The sequence below is a fragment of the Paraburkholderia sediminicola genome, from assembly GCF_046026895.1.
Taxonomy (GTDB): domain Bacteria; phylum Pseudomonadota; class Gammaproteobacteria; order Burkholderiales; family Burkholderiaceae; genus Paraburkholderia; species Paraburkholderia sediminicola_C.
This window is the reverse complement of sequence record NZ_JAQQEU010000014.1, coordinates 60,222-74,481: the sequence shown is the minus strand read 5'-3', so window position 1 is coordinate 74,481 and position 14,260 is coordinate 60,222. Positions and strand designations below refer to the sequence as shown.

Here is a 14,260-nt window from a genome sequence, read left to right as displayed (position 1 = left end):
TCCTGTTGGTGCTCAAGCCGAGGCTCGAACCCGGATCGACCTTGACGGTTTTCCAACGGCCTTCGCACCTCATCTGCTTTCTCCATGCGTGTCGACCACGGCAGCGGCCTGATGGAGTGATTTGATATCAGGTCACCTGATATGTAAAGCAAAAATTCGCGGGCGTGGTGCAAACCCCTATCGGCGGTATTGAAGGCGCGGCGCGCTAAGATGCGGGATAGACCGAACCTCCTGTCCATCATGAGCAAAAATCAAAAACCAGCCGCTGAGCCGACCGCCACACGCACGCGCCGTTCCAGCTTGCGCCTGACCTATGTGATCGGCAGCCTCGATCGCATCCTGCGGCGCCGCATGAGCGAAGCGCTCGCACCGCTCGGGCTCACGCTCGCGCAATTCACCGCGCTGTCCGTGCTCGAAGCGAAGGGCCAGGCGTCCAATGCGCAAGTCGCCGAGCGCTCGTTCATCACGCCGCAGTCGGCCAACGAAGTGATGAACGCGATGGCGAGCCGCAACTGGGTCAGCCGCGAACCCGACCCGACCCATGGCCGCATCGTGCTGCTGCAATTGACGGACGAAGGACGTGCGGTGCTGCGCGAGTGCGAGCTGGCCGTCAAGACCATCGAGAAGCAGATGATGGAAGGCATCGAACTCGATGCGGCCAGCGCGCTCCAGGCTCACCTCGAAACCTTCGTGCGGAATCTGCGCGGCTAGCGTCTCCGCGCCGCCGTCCGATTACTAGGTGTTTTCACCGAAACATTTGCGCTTGTTTTATCAGCCTACCTGATATTAAATCCACTCCACGATGCAGCGTGTGGAGAGACGCCGCGTTGCTTCGAGACACACGCGCAACCAGGCGAACATCGACCCGATGTGCCGCGCGCTGCGGTGTTGCCGAACGTCGCGTCACGATCCTGATGCCGATCTGAATCCCGCTCTGCCGAGGCCGTCCGCCAGCCATGACGGTCCGGGCCAGCGCGTGCGTTCGCGCCGCGCCGGCACCTGCCGTTCCTCATCGAAACCGGAAAGCCACGCATTTTAATAAGGATCACTAACGTGAAAAGAACCGGAACACTGACCCCACCTCAAAGCGCCGCCGCTCCGGCGCCATCCGGCAGCATGGGCGCCGCCGTCACCCTCGGATTGTGTTTTGCGATCGCCCTGCTCGAAGGTCTCGACCTGCAGTCTGTCGGGGTGGCCGCGCCGCGCATGGCACGCGAGTTCGGCCTGTCGGTCGGACAGATGGGCCTTGCGTTCAGCGCCGGCACCTTCGGCCTGCTGCCGGGTGCGATGTTCGGCGGACGGCTCGCCGACCGGATCGGCCGCAAGCGCGTGCTGGTGGTTTCCGCGTGCCTGTTCGGCCTGCTCTCGATCATGACCGCCCTGGCGAGCGACTTTCATACGCTGGTGATCGTGCGAATCCTGACCGGCATCAGTCTCGGCGGCGCGCTGCCGAATCTGATCGCGTTGTCGTCGGAAGCGGTCGAGCCGCGCTCGCGCAGCACCGCCGTCAGCGTGATGTATTGCGGCATTCCGTTCGGCGGCGTGATCGCGTCGGTGATCGGCGTGATGAGCGCGGGTGACGCCGAGTGGCGTCATATCTTCTACGTCGGCGGCGCGGGACCGTTGCTGCTGGTGCCGCTGCTGCTGGTGTTTCTCGCGGATTCGAAGGCGTTCACGAAGACTTCGCACGACGGGAAAGCCAAGCCCGCACCAGTCGGCGAAATCCTGTTCGGCGGCACGCGCGGGCTCTCCACATTGCAGATCTGGGTCAGCTATTTCTGCACGCTGATCGTCCTCTACTTCCTGCTCAACTGGCTGCCTTCGCTGATGGCCGCAAGCGGTCTGTCGCGCGCGCAGGTTGGCTACGTGCAGATCTTCTTCAACGTGGGCGGCGGGATCGGCGCGTTGTGCATCGGCATGTTGATGGACCGCATGCGCTCGGGCGTCGTGGTGGCCGGTATGTACGTCGGCATCATCGCGTCGCTCGCGGCGCTCTCGATGGCGCCCGGCTTCGGCGCGCTCGCGGCCGCCGCGTTCTGCGCGGGGATGTTCGTGGTCGGCGGCCAATCGGTGCTGTATGCGCTGTCCGCCGCGTTCTATCCGACCGCGATGCGCGGCACCGGCGTCGGCGCGGCGGTGGCGGTGGGGCGCATCGGCTCGGTGGTGGGTCCGCTGGCCGCCGGTCAATTGCTGGCGATGGGCCGCAGTTCGTCGACCGTGATCGGCGCAAGCATCCCCGTAACGGTGATCGCCGCCGCGGCCGCATTGCTGTTGCTGCGCCGCCCGCGCGCCGACGACTAAGCGCATCCCCTGCAAGACAACCGGCAACGACAACAACACACAGATTCAATCAACGGTTTGGAGAAACCCTTTATGCAAGCATCCGCACGCCTTCTACTCTGCGGCGCCTTGTGCGCCGTCAGCGGCGCAGCAGCAGCGCAATCGAGCGTGACGCTGTACGGCATCGTCGATACCGGGATCGAATACGTTTCGCACGCGAACGCGGCCGGCAAGAGCGTATTCCGCATGCCGGCCGTCACCGGCGAACTGCCGTCGCGCTGGGGACTGCGCGGCAATGAAGATCTCGGCGGCGGCTATAGCGCGGTCTTTACGCTGGAAAGCGGCTTCAACCTGCGCGCCGGCGATCTCGGCCAGGGCGGCCGGCTGTTCGGCCGCCAGGCATTCGCCGGCATCAAGAGCCCGTATGGCGCGCTCACGTTCGGCCGTCAGTACACGATGACCTACCTCGCGCTGATGGGCGCGGACCTGATCGGCCCGGACATTTATGGGCTGGGCTCGCTCGACGCGTATGTGCCGAACGCGCGCGCCGACAACTCCGTGACCTACCTGGGCAACTATGCGGGCGTGACGCTCGGCGCGAACTACTCGTTCGGCCGCGACGCGGCGGGTACCGGTAATTCGCCGGGCCAGGGCACCTGCACCGGCTCCGTGCCGGGTCATGCCACGGAATGCCGCGAATGGTCGGTGATGCTGAAGTACGACGCGCCGTTGTTCGGCGTCGCGGCTTCCTACGAGGAGCAGCGCGGCGGCAGCACCGCTGCGGCGAACTTCTTCGACGGCGTCGCGCCAACGCCGCTCATCAACGCTGCCGACAAGGACATTCGCACGCACGTGAGCGCCTACGCGAACCTCGGCAAGGCGAAGCTCGGCGTGGGCTGGTTGAACCGCCGTGTGGACCCGTCGTCCCCCACGCTCGCCGACGTGCGCTCGAATCTGTTCTTCGTCGCCGCGTCGTATTTCGTGACGCCGGCTTTCATCGTCGACGGCGAGGTCTATCACATCACCAATAGCGATCACGACACGCGCGCCACGATGGGCACGCTGCGCACCACCTATCTGCTGTCCAAGCGCACCGCCGTCTATGCGCAAGGCTCTTATCTCGGCAACAGCGCGAAGGCGCGCTACTCGGTCAGCGGCGGCGGCGGCGGCACGACACCCTCGGCGGGCACCGGCCAGACCGGCGTGATGGTCGGCATCCGTCATTCGTTCTAGGAGACATCGCATGAACCTGAAGTGCACCTCTATCGCGCTCGCGGCGGCTGCCGCGCTGACCCTCGCCGCATGCGGCGGCAATGACGTGGACAGCACCAGCCAGACCAGCGCCAACGCGTTGCCGCAACTGGGCGCGGCCACGCCCGGCACGCTCGCGTGCAACTGCGCGGCACTCGCCGCGAAGCTCACGTTCGCCAACACCGTCTTCACCACGGTGACGGACGTGGCCGCCGGCACGCTGAAAGTGGCCGGCAAGCCGATCGCCGAACACTGCCTGATCCAGGGCAGCATGAACCAGCGCGTGAGCGGCGTCGACGGCAAGACCTACGCGATCGGCTTCGAGATGCGTTTGCCGCGGGCATGGAATGGCCGCTTCTTCTATCAGGCCAATGGCGGCCTCGACGGCAATGTCGTGACCGCCACCGGCGAGATCGGCGGCGGCGGTCCGACCAACGACGCACTCAACATGGGCTTCGCGGTCATCAGCTCGGACGCGGGGCACAGCTCGTCGCAGAACCCGCTGTTCGGGCTCGACCCGCAGGCGCGCATCGACTACGGCTACAACGCGGTCGCCACGCTCACGCCGATGGCCAAGCAGGTGATCAAGTTCGCCTACGGCAAGGCGCCTGACCGCAGCTATTTCGACGGCTGCTCGAATGGCGGCCGCCACGCGATGGTCGCGGCGGCGCGCTCGTCGGCACAATACGACGGCATCATTGCAGGCGACCCCGGCTTCCATCTGCCGAAGGCGGCAATCGGCGAGATGTGGGGCGCGCAACAGTTCGCGAAGGTGGCCACCGCGACCACGGCCAACGGCCTGCCCGACATCACGACCGGTTTCACCGCCGCCGAACGTCAGATGGTCGCGTCGAAGATACTCGCCAAATGCGATGCACTCGACGGCGCGAGCGACGGTCTCATCCAGGATATCAAGGCATGCCAGGCAAATTTCAGCCTGGCCAACAACGTCCCCACCTGCACGGGCAACGTGCGTGACGGCAGCTGTTTGACGAGCGCGCAGAAAGACGCGATCGGCAACGTGTTCTCCGGCGCGCACAACAGCGCGGGCACCGCGCTGTACGCGAGCTTCCCGTACGACGCGGGTCTCGGCCAGGGCTGGTCGGCGTGGAAGCAGGCGAACTCGATCATGCTCGACCCTGCCGCGGCGGCCTTCACGTTCACCACGCCGCCGCAAGGCGCTGCTGTGTTGAGCCAGTTGTCCGCCTACGCGCTGAACTTCAACATGGACACCGACGCGCCGAAGATCTTCGCGACCAGTGGCGCGTACAGCGAGTCGTCATGGTCGTTCATGACGCCGCCCGACGAAACCAACCTGAGCGCGTTGAAACAACGCGGCGCGAAGCTGATGGTCTATCACGGCACGAGCGACCCGGTGTTCTCATCGAACGACACGACCGACTGGTATCAGCGCCTGAGTGCGGCCAACGGCGGCGACGCGTCGAACTTCGCGCGCCTTTACACGATTGCCGGCATGAACCATTGCAGTGGCGGCCCGAGCACCGACCAGTTCGACATGCTCACGCCGATGATCGCGTGGGTCGAGCAAGGCAAGGCGCCCGACAGCGTGGTCGCGAGCGCGCGCGACGCGAGCGACGTGACGCCGAACGCGGACGTGCCCGCCAGTTGGGGCGCCGGACGCACGCGGCCGCTGTGCGCGTATCCGAAGGTGGCCCGTTATCACGGTGGCGACGTGAACGCGGCCAGCAGCTCCGTGTGTAGCTGAGCCAGGCGCGACTCATCGCATGAACGCGGCGGGGCTTCGCAAGTCTCGCCGCCGCTGGACGCGTCAGCCGTGCATCCGCCGCGCGCATCCCATATCCTTGCCTGCATGCGCGAGGGGCAGCGTGCTCCTTTGTTACATCGGGTTGAAAAGAATCTGGTCCACTTCGCGGCCAGCCTCGCTCGGACAACCTGGCCGCGCCTTGCCCCTCATATCTCCGCAGCGCCGCCCCACAACCATTCGTTCGCCAAGCGCCGCGTGGCCGGATAGAATCCGGGACACTCAATCCCGATGCGTGTCACCACTCGTCAGCGGGAACGCCGATTGCTGGCTAAGTAAGTTTGAGCACCAGACGGTTCACGCACGCGCCGTCGCTTTTCCGCACTTTGGATGACAGATTGACAATGACTACCCCCGCATCTCAACCATCCTCCGGGTCTGTCGAGACTCGCTCCAGCACGACCCGGCCCAACGTCGAAACCGGCGTCCCCGGTTTCGACGAGATCCTGGGCGGCGGGCTGGTCCGAGGCGGCGTTTATCTGCTCGAAGGCATGGCCGGCGCCGGCAAGACGATCCTGTCGAGCCAGATCGGTTTTCATCGCGTAAGCCAGGGCGAGAAGGTGCTGTACATGACCTTGATCGCCGAATCGCACGACAAGCTGCTAGGGCACCTCAAAGGCCTGAGCTTCTTCGACGAGACCGCGGTCGCGCAGCAAATGCTGTTCGTGTCCGGCTATCACGAACTGATGCAGGACGGTCTCGATGGCTTCCTCAAGCTGATTGCGTCGAGCATTTACGACTACCGGCCGAGCCTGATGATCATCGACGGCTTTCGCAGCGCGCGCGAGTTCAGCGAAACCGAGTTGTCGCTGTCGAAGTTCATTCACGAGCTGAACGCGCTGGTCGCCGCCATGGATTGCACCACCTTGCTGCTCGCGCCGCTCTCGGGCAACGAACCGCATCCCGAGCACACGCTGGTCGACGGTCTGATCGAACTGAACCGCTATCACGACGGCATGCGCCGCGCCCGCGAGATCGAAGTCCACAAGATGCGCGCGCGCAATCATCTGATGGGCAAGCATTTCTTCCGCATCGCCGAAAGCGGGCTGCTGATGTTCCCGCGGCTCGAAGCGCAATGCGCCGCGCCGCAGGGTCCGGTGGATCTGAAGACGCGCCTCGGTTTCGGCTTGCCTCATCTGGACAGCCTGCTCGGCGGCGGCTTCGCGCGAGGCTCCACGACCACGCTGATGGGACCGTCCGGGGTCGGCAAGACCATGCTTTGCCTGCAGTTTCTCGCAGCGGGCGTGGCGCGCGGCGAACGCTGCCTGTACCTGGGCTTTTACGAAGGGCCGCAACGGCTGATCGGCAAAGCCGAGGCGGTGTCGATCGGGCTCGCCGACGCGCATCAGGATGGCCGCCTCGTCATTCAATGGCAACCGGCGATCGAACTCGCGGTCGACGAACTCGCGGCCAGCGCGCTCGCCACGGTCAGGAAGACCGGCGCATCGCGCATCGTGATCGACGGTGTGGAGGGATTCCGCGATTCGGCGTTGCGCACCGGGCGCTTCGGCCTGTTCCTGAACGCGATGCTGCATCAGCTGCGCGAAGCCGGCGTCACCACATTGGTGACCGAAGAGCTGCCGCTCTACGCCGACCCGGGTTACGCGAGGAGCGTGCGGGTTTCGGCGCTGACCGAGAACCTCGTGCTGCTGCGCTACGCCGAGACGGACACCGGTCTGCGGCGGATGATCTCCGTGGTCAAGCAGCGCGAGAGTACGCACGACACGTCGCTGCGCGAACTGGTGATTTCGTCTCAAGGCCTCGACGTGATCGACGCTGCGCCGGATGCCACTGGCACGCAGGCGGCGGGGTTATCGGCGACGCTGCGGCCGCGGCGAAACACGTAGCCGCCCATGAAAACCATTCTGGTCGTGGACGACGAGTTCGACATCCTCACAGTGTGGCGGCTGCTGCTGGAGCGGCACGGCTATGCGGTGATGACGGCGTCGAACGGGGCCGCCGCGCTCGAACAGATCCGCACGCGCCGGCCCGACATCATCGTGTCGGACTGCATGATGCCTGTCATGTCGGGATTGCAGTTGTGCGCCGCACTGAACGCCGACCCCGCGCTGCGTTCGATTCCGATCATTCTTTGCAGTGCGGCCGCCGACATTCCGGTGCAGCCGAATCCCGTCATCGCTTACGCGCGCAAGCCGCTTTCATTCGACACGCTGCTCGCGATGCTCGAACGCATGTCGTCATCGGCTTGACGAAACGGCGGACGGAGGGTCTTGCGGACACCCGTCTGGCACTCGGCGCCTAAGCGCGCCCCCTGCGGCGTCCCGGCGATGCCTCAACCTCAACGCACGGCGAGCCCGCGCGCTTCTTCCGCCGATCTCCGCGCGACCAATTCCACTTCCGCAGCCAAGCCCCACGAAACGACGACCCGCCCACGTTGAGACGCTCGCGCCATTGATCGAGCTTTTGCAGCGTTCACCGCCGCGCCGCCGCCTTTTACAGTGAGTCATCGATCGCACTTCTGGGCATCAAAATCCGTGCAGCGACACCACGATCAACGCAGCCCCCACGACCGCCACCACATCTTCGATCAGCGCCGCCGGCGCATCCCGTCCGAAGGTTCGCGCCATCGCGCTGCGCGCCTTCGCCCCACCCAGTGTGCCGAGCACCGCGCCCGCCGCGCCGACCACCGCGCCGAGCGTGCCGACAATCCAGCCCCCCGCCAAACCGCCGTGCGCACCGCTGATCGCCGCACCGCTCAACGCACCCAGCACGATGCGCGCGCCGAATTGCATCGGCACCTTGCGGCTGGGTGTTTCGGGAAGCTGGTCGGTGATCAGTTCGATGACCGCCGGCACGGTGAAGATGTACGGCGTGGCAGTAAAGCCGAGAAACGCCAGCGGCGTGCTTTGCAGCGGCAACCATCCGAGATGCGCCGCCCAGCTGACGGCGGCGGGAGCGGTCATCGCGCGAAGGCCGGCGATGACGCCGATTAGCAATGCGAGGACGTACACGGACATAGCGGACTCCGGATCGAGGGCAATGATGCACGGTTGGACAAGCCGACGGATTACCGGGACGAACGTCGGCAGAACATGTCGAGCATTTCACCTGGACAGTCAACTTCTCACCGTATCCATCGAGGCGGTTCGCCAGCGCCTGCGCAGTTGCCCCCTTTCGGTGTGGCCCTAGTGTCGCACAATTCGACTGGTGAAATGTGCACGGAAGCCGCTGAACGCATCGCTGCGGCCCCATGGTTCCAGTCATGCGCGCGCGTCACGCCGATGCGCACGCCCACGCCTATGCCAGATCTGACGTTGCCCCCACCACCAGCGCCCCAACGCTCGCAATCGCCGCATTGCTGCGTGCCGCGTCGCCGTCCGTTCCGGTGAGATAGACCGTCACGAGCACCGGCCCGCGCCCCGGCGGCCACAGAATCGCGATGTCGTTGGCGGTGCCGTGTTCGCCGGTGCCGGTTTTATCACCGACGCCCCAGTCCTGCGGCAGCTTCGCGCGCAGCCGCGCGCCGCCGGTCTCGTTGGCCGCGAGCCAGGCCAGCAACTGGGCTCGCGATGCCCGCGACAGATGCTCGCCCAGCGCCAGCTCACGCAGATTGCCGAGCATCGCGTTGGGCGTGGTGGTGTCGCGCGGGTCGCCGGGCGTCGCGTCGTTGAGCATCGGCTCGATGCGGTCCAGCCGCGTGATGCCGTCGCCGAGGCTGCGCGCGAACGCGGTCACCGCCGCCGGACCGCCGAGGCTCGCGAGCAGCAGATTGGCCGCCGTGTTGTCGCTGAGCGTGAGCGCCGCCTTGCACAATTCGGCGATGCTCATGCCCGCGTCGCCGGTGAGTTCGCGAGTATGCCGGCGGGTCCCCGGCGAATTCGGCACGAGATCGCGTTCGGAAAACACGACGCGCCGCTGCAAGTCCTCCACGCCGCGATCCACGCGCGTCAGAACGGCGCCCGCCGCCAGCAGCTTGAAGGTGCTGCACATCGGAAAGCGCTCGTCCGAGCGCAAGCCGGCGTGCAAGCTGGACGTCGTATCGACGATCGACACGCCCAGCCGGCCGCCGCTCTCCGCCTCGATCCGCACGAGCCGCTCACGGATCGCGTCCGCGCGGGCCAGCTCGCGCCCGCGAGCCGGCGTGCGCGCCTGCACCGCTTTTCCTGATGCGCCGGTACTGCCAAGCGCAACCCCAGCTATCGAAATGCCCAGCATCCCGGTCGCGAATTTCCGTCTCGTGATCATTGCTGCTCCTTGTGAAGCCGCAACTATCGGTTTTTCGCCTGTCGCTGACAAACGATGATAAGTTAGACGACTCACAAGAAAATCTTATGCCTTCGCCATGAGACCGTATCTTCCGCTGAACGCATTGCGCGCGTTCGAATCGTCCGCGAGACATTTGAGCTTCACGCGCGCCGCCCTCGAACTGAACGTGACCCAAGCCGCTGTCAGCCAGCAGGTGCGCACGTTGGAGGATCGCTTGGGCACCGCGCTCTTCAAGCGTCTGCCGCGCGGCCTCGCGATGACCGACGAAGGTCTCGCGCTGCGCCCGGTTCTGAGCGACGCGTTCGATCGTATCGAAGCCGTGCTCAAGCAATTCGAAGGGGGACACTTTCACGAGGTGCTGACAGTCGGCGTGGTCGGCACCTTCGCGGTGGGCTGGCTGATGCCGCGTCTCAAGTCGTTTCGCGACGCGCATCCGTTCGTCGAACTGCGGCTCCTGACCAACAACAACCAGGTCGATCTCGCCACCGAAGGTCTCGACTTCGCGATCCGCTTCGGCGACGGCACGTGGCCGGGTTTGATCGCCACCCGGCTGCTCGACGCGCCGCTCGCATTGCTGTGCACGCCGGAGATCGCCGCGCGTCTATCGGTGCCCGACGACCTCGCCGGCGAAACCCTGCTGCGCTCCTATCGCGCCGACGACTGGATGAACTGGTTCCGCGCCGCAGGCATTTCACCGCGTCCGGTTCGCGGGCCGGTGTTCGATTCGTCGCGTTTGATGGTGGAAGCTGCGATGCAGGGGGCGGGTATCGCGCTTGCGCCCGCGCTGATGTTCGATCGCGAGATCAACGAGGCGCGCCTGGTGCGCCCGTTCAATGTGGAAGTTCACGCCGGCAGTTACTGGCTGGCCTGCCTGAAGGGCAAGCCGATGACGCCGGCCATGCTGCTGTTCAGTCAATGGATCATCAAGGAAGCGGCGCAGCACGCGCCCGGCTAGCAAAGCGCGCTGCGGCGATGGCCGTTCATCGCGGGCCGCTCGGCTTGCGGCGGGAACACGTTCCACGAACCGTCGTCATGGCGGAAGAAGAAGATCGACAGCAGGCCGCCTGGCCGCAGCGCTTCAACGCAGACATAACGCTGATGCGAAGCGCGATGGCAAAACGCGACGACGCGCGCGGGCATCGACGGGGTGGGCGCGAGCCATTTGTCGACGGCCCAGTGCAAATTTTTTTCGGTGGCAGCCATGATGTTCTCCTTGAATCCTTGATTGCTTGAATCACTGAAATCCGGTCTCGTTCGCCTCACGCCGAGGTTCACGCCCATTGCGCGGCACCGTGAGCGCCCTTCGCACCGCTTTCGACAAAAGCCTTCACCAGACACACCAGTGCAAGCACGCCGGCGCGCGGATGACGCAAGCAGCAGTGCACTTGTTCGCTACGGCTTTCGCCGAGCAGGCACCATGCGCAGAAGTGCTCGCAGTTGTTGGTCAGGAGGCGGTAGTGGTTTTCGCCGAGACGGGAGCGGGCGCGGCGCACGGCTTCTTCGCCGACGTAACGCGCGCTCGGCGTCGAGCGGATCGACAGCGGATGGCCGGCGGCGAAGCGGCTCAACTCGACTTCCTCAACCGGGCCGCGATGCGCGGAACTCGCGAAGCCCGCGTAGTGGACCACGCGGCCATTGCCGACGTAGATGCCGTGGTGTTCGTAGCCGCGCCGTTGCGTGACGAGATGCGCGCCGATCGGCAGCTCGATGGTGGACGTTGCAGCTTCGTGTGAATCGCCGACTTCGCTGTTCGTCTTAAGAGGGTTGGTGTTCATGGCTCGCCTCGCTTCGATTCCAACACTGTTGCGAGAGCTTTTGCATCATCCGGGCCATGTGGGGAAAAGCCTTTATCTACAAGGCTTTCGGGTCTGACGAGGGGAGTTTGGACGACGCAGGTGTCAGCCGTGAGCCGACAGAATTCGCACCAATATGTTGGCGCATGACACACATTGCGGTGCGTTGCGGATCACGGCGAGCGCCGGTTGTCGGTACAGACAGGAGGGTCGAAAAGCCGCTCGAATGTGTCGGGTCGCACACCGTTCCGAGGGCGCGGTTGTTGGCTGCAAGCCGACCTATACGAGCGCGCGCGATCCGGCGCGACCAGGGGCAAGCACGCGGAATCGCCCAGCAATCAATGCGTTACGACAAACCCCGCCGTGGGCGCCCGCACGTTGGCATAGCACTTGCACCATACCGTGCGGATCCTTTTAAACCGCGCGGTGCCTGCGCGGCCAACCGGAGAATGTCATGGCTCGCATCACAGTAACCGACCTCACGCTGAACCTCGCGCTCGACCGCAAAGCGATGGCGGCAATTCGCGGCGGCGGCGGCGCGCCCTGGGTGTACGGCTGGATTCAGCCGTATGTGCCCGAAACGCCGAGCATGGGACCCGTCGTCAACCTGTACGAGGTGTCCAACAACTTCTATGCTAACCAGATGATCAACCAGTTCCAGTCGGTCGATGTCCGCAACACCGGCGCGAACTCGAACATTAGTGTCACCCCCGACGCCCGCAGTAGAAACGATACGGTGTAACCGTTGTGACCTGTGCCAGCCAATTTCGCTGGACGTCGTCCGCGCGTTCCGACGCGGGACGCGTGCGCGAAATCAACGAAGACGCCTGTCTCGACCAGCCCGATCCGGGACGCTGGGCCGTCGCCGACGGCATGGGCGGCCACGCGGTCGGCGACCTCGCGAGCCGTCTCGTGATCGACGCGCTGAGCCGGCTCGCGTCGCCGGCTAGCCTGAAAACGCTGATCGCCGACGCGCGCGCGCGCCTGCAAGCCGCGAACGGTCAACTGCGCGACGAAGCCGCGCGCCGCCAGGTGCAACGGATCGGCAGCACGGTCGTCGTGCTGCTGGCTTGCGACCGCTTCTGCGGCTATCTGTGGGCGGGCGACAGCCGCATCTATCTGTACCGCGAAGGACAGCTGCGGCAACTCACCCGCGATCACAGCCAGCTGGAGCAGCTCAAATCGCTCGGGGTGCTTACCGATGAAGAGGCGCGGCATCATCCGGCGCAGCACATGATTACGCGCGCGGTGGGCGCAACGGACAAGCTCGAACTCGACGACGACGCGATCGAAGTCGCCGACGGCGACGTCTTCCTGCTATGCAGCGACGGCCTGAGCAACGAACTGACCGATGACGAAATCGTGTCGGTGCTGACCTCGACGGAGCGCGCGAACGCGTGCGAGGAACTGGTCGAGCAGGCGCTCGCGCGGGGCGGCCGCGACAACATCACGGCGGTGGTCGTGCAGGCGGAAGATCCGAATGCATCCGACAAGACCTTGTTGAATCCGTCGCCTTGAACCCGCGTGCCGGCTGAAGCTGCTTCGCTACGGCCCGGGCTCGACGAGCCTCACACCTCCTCTTCCTCGTCACTCTTGTTCTCGTTGCCGCCGCTACTGCTCGCGGCCGGCGCATTGCGGTTGCGGAAATCCTTCGAATGCAGACCGTGCTTCTTCAGCAGCATCTGCAGATGCGAGCGGTTCATGTCGATACGCCGCGCGAGTTCGGCGACCGTGCCGCTCACTTCGCGAAGGCCGCGCTCCAGAAAGGCCTTCTCGGCGTCGTCGCTGGCGGCGCGCTTCGCGTCGCTCAGCGACATTAGATTCGCGACGCTGATCGGCTCCCCGCCACTCGCGCCCACATCACTCGACACAGTCGCCGAACCCGGCGCCGCCGGCCGCATATCCAGCGGCAGATGATCGACGTCCGCCATGTCGCCCGCCAGACACGATATGCGATACATCACATTGCGCAACTCGCGGATATTGCCCGGATACGCGTAGTTCAGCAGAAAGTCGCGCAAACGCGGGGTCAGTCTGACGGGTCTGCGCTTTAACGTGCCGGCCGCTTCGTCGCCGAACCATGCGATCAGCAGCGGGATCTCATCGCGGCGCTCGCGCAACGGCGGCAGCGTCACGTGAATCACGCTCAAGCGGTAGAACAGGTCCTCGCGAAACTTGCCCTCTTCGCTGAGCTGCCGCAGATTGCGATTGGTCGCCGCGACAATCCGCGTGTCGACGGCGATCGTTTCGTCGGAGCCCACGCGTTGAATCTCGTGCGCCTCCAGCACCCGCAGCAGTTTCACCTGGCCCGCGAGCGGCAATTCGCCGATCTCGTCGAGAAAGATCGTCCCGGTATGCGCGCTTTCGAATTTCCCCTTGCGATCATTCGACGCCCCGGTGAATGCGCCCTTGCGATGCCCGAACAATTCCGACTCCAGCAGATTGTCCGGAATCGCGCCGCAGTTCACGGAGATGAACGGCTTGTCCGGGCGCGAGCCGTTCGCGTGAATCACCTTCGCCATGAGCTCCTTGCCGGTGCCGCTTTCACCGTCGATCAACACCGGCAAGTCGGTCGGGGCCGCCTTCTCGGCGATTTCGAGCGACTCCAGCAACCGCGGATTGTCGCCGAACGTCCCCTCGAAAATGAAGCTGCGCTCGAGCAACGCTTTTCTGCGCGCGCCGCGCGACTGGTCGGATGGCGGCTGCGCCTCGGCGGCCACCGCCGCCTGCACGAAGCGCTCCTTGTGCGAAAGCTGCATCACCTCGTCTCGCAACGAGGTGGCTTGCCTGAGCAGCTTGTCGATATCCGCGCGCTCCAGCCGCGACGACCAGCGCAATGTCGAGCGCAAGATCTCGATGCGCTCGATCAAACCCGCATAGGAAATCGCGGGGCTGGCCTCTTCAATCTGGTCGAGTATCTTCATCG

14 protein-coding genes are annotated in these 14,260 nt (G+C 65.1%); 9 read left to right on the top strand and 5 right to left on the bottom strand.

What is annotated here, in order from left to right:
• Nucleotides 1–240 precede the first annotated feature (240 nt).
• The 6 genes from PQR02_RS12835 (at nucleotide 241) to PQR02_RS12810 (ending at nucleotide 7,524) form a co-directional block, all read left to right on the top strand.
• Nucleotides 241–711, top strand: coding sequence for a MarR family winged helix-turn-helix transcriptional regulator (locus tag PQR02_RS12835; RefSeq protein WP_408230678.1), 471 nt, complete (start codon nucleotides 241–243; stop codon nucleotides 709–711).
• Nucleotides 712–1,116: 405 nt separating this feature from the next.
• On the top strand, nucleotides 1,117–2,301 hold the full coding sequence (gene mhpT / locus PQR02_RS12830; RefSeq protein ID WP_408230880.1) for a 3-(3-hydroxy-phenyl)propionate transporter MhpT: 1,185 nt from the start codon (nucleotides 1,117–1,119) through the stop codon (nucleotides 2,299–2,301).
• A gap of 72 nt (nucleotides 2,302–2,373) precedes the next feature.
• Complete coding sequence (locus tag PQR02_RS12825; RefSeq protein WP_408230675.1) at nucleotides 2,374–3,513, top strand: porin; 1,140 nt, start codon at nucleotides 2,374–2,376, stop codon at nucleotides 3,511–3,513.
• 10 nt (nucleotides 3,514–3,523) lie between these two features.
• On the top strand, nucleotides 3,524–5,257 hold the full coding sequence (locus PQR02_RS12820; RefSeq protein ID WP_408230672.1) for a tannase/feruloyl esterase family alpha/beta hydrolase: 1,734 nt from the start codon (nucleotides 3,524–3,526) through the stop codon (nucleotides 5,255–5,257).
• A gap of 401 nt (nucleotides 5,258–5,658) precedes the next feature.
• Nucleotides 5,659–7,161 carry an ATPase domain-containing protein gene (locus tag PQR02_RS12815; RefSeq protein ID WP_408230669.1) on the top strand — a complete coding sequence of 501 codons (1,503 nt, stop codon included), beginning with the start codon at nucleotides 5,659–5,661 and terminating at the stop codon, nucleotides 7,159–7,161.
• Between the two features lie 6 nt (nucleotides 7,162–7,167).
• The gene (locus PQR02_RS12810) at nucleotides 7,168–7,524 is read left to right on the top strand and encodes a response regulator (RefSeq protein ID WP_408230666.1); all 357 of its coding nucleotides are present in this window, start codon (nucleotides 7,168–7,170) and stop codon (nucleotides 7,522–7,524) included.
• Nucleotides 7,525–7,800: 276 nt separating this feature from the next.
• Here the strand turns inward: PQR02_RS12810 and PQR02_RS12805 are convergent, their stop codons facing one another.
• Nucleotides 7,801–8,292 carry a DUF4126 domain-containing protein gene (locus PQR02_RS12805; RefSeq protein WP_408230663.1) on the bottom strand — a complete coding sequence of 164 codons (492 nt, stop codon included), beginning with the start codon at nucleotides 8,290–8,292 and terminating at the stop codon, nucleotides 7,801–7,803.
• Nucleotides 8,293–8,572: 280 nt separating this feature from the next.
• Nucleotides 8,573–9,520, bottom strand: a complete 948-nt coding sequence (bla, locus tag PQR02_RS12800; RefSeq protein ID WP_408230660.1) for a class A beta-lactamase — start codon at nucleotides 9,518–9,520, stop codon at nucleotides 8,573–8,575.
• 97 nt (nucleotides 9,521–9,617) lie between these two features.
• Here bla and PQR02_RS12795 point away from each other — a divergent pair, with 97 nt between their 5' ends.
• Complete coding sequence (locus PQR02_RS12795; RefSeq protein WP_408230657.1) at nucleotides 9,618–10,496, top strand: LysR family transcriptional regulator; 879 nt, start codon at nucleotides 9,618–9,620, stop codon at nucleotides 10,494–10,496.
• Here the strand turns inward: PQR02_RS12795 and PQR02_RS12790 are convergent.
• Both PQR02_RS12790 and PQR02_RS12785 read right to left on the bottom strand, forming a co-directional pair.
• A complete protein-coding gene (locus PQR02_RS12790) occupies nucleotides 10,493–10,744 on the bottom strand; it encodes a hypothetical protein (protein WP_408230654.1) in 252 nt (83 codons plus the stop codon). The genes PQR02_RS12795 and PQR02_RS12790 overlap by 4 nt on opposite strands.
• Nucleotides 10,745–10,812: 68 nt before the next feature.
• Nucleotides 10,813–11,316: a lecithin retinol acyltransferase family protein gene (locus PQR02_RS12785; protein WP_408230651.1), complete on the bottom strand. Its 504-nt coding sequence runs from the start codon at nucleotides 11,314–11,316 to the stop codon at nucleotides 10,813–10,815.
• A 472-nt stretch (nucleotides 11,317–11,788) separates the two neighbouring features.
• On the opposite strand from PQR02_RS12785, the gene PQR02_RS12780 reads away from it, so the two are divergent.
• Together PQR02_RS12780 and PQR02_RS12775 are read left to right on the top strand one after the other, a co-directional pair.
• Nucleotides 11,789–12,076: a hypothetical protein gene (locus PQR02_RS12780; RefSeq protein ID WP_408230648.1), complete on the top strand. Its 288-nt coding sequence runs from the start codon at nucleotides 11,789–11,791 to the stop codon at nucleotides 12,074–12,076.
• Between the two features lie 5 nt (nucleotides 12,077–12,081).
• The gene (locus tag PQR02_RS12775; protein ID WP_408230645.1) at nucleotides 12,082–12,852 is read left to right on the top strand and encodes a PP2C family protein-serine/threonine phosphatase; all 771 of its coding nucleotides are present in this window, start codon (nucleotides 12,082–12,084) and stop codon (nucleotides 12,850–12,852) included.
• Nucleotides 12,853–12,902: 50 nt separating this feature from the next.
• Here PQR02_RS12775 and PQR02_RS12770 read toward each other — a convergent pair whose 3' ends face one another.
• Nucleotides 12,903–14,258 (bottom strand): sigma-54 interaction domain-containing protein, encoded by a 1,356-nt coding sequence (locus tag PQR02_RS12770; RefSeq protein ID WP_408230877.1) that lies wholly within the window; start codon nucleotides 14,256–14,258, stop codon nucleotides 12,903–12,905.
• Between the last annotated feature and the right edge of the window lie 2 nt (nucleotides 14,259–14,260).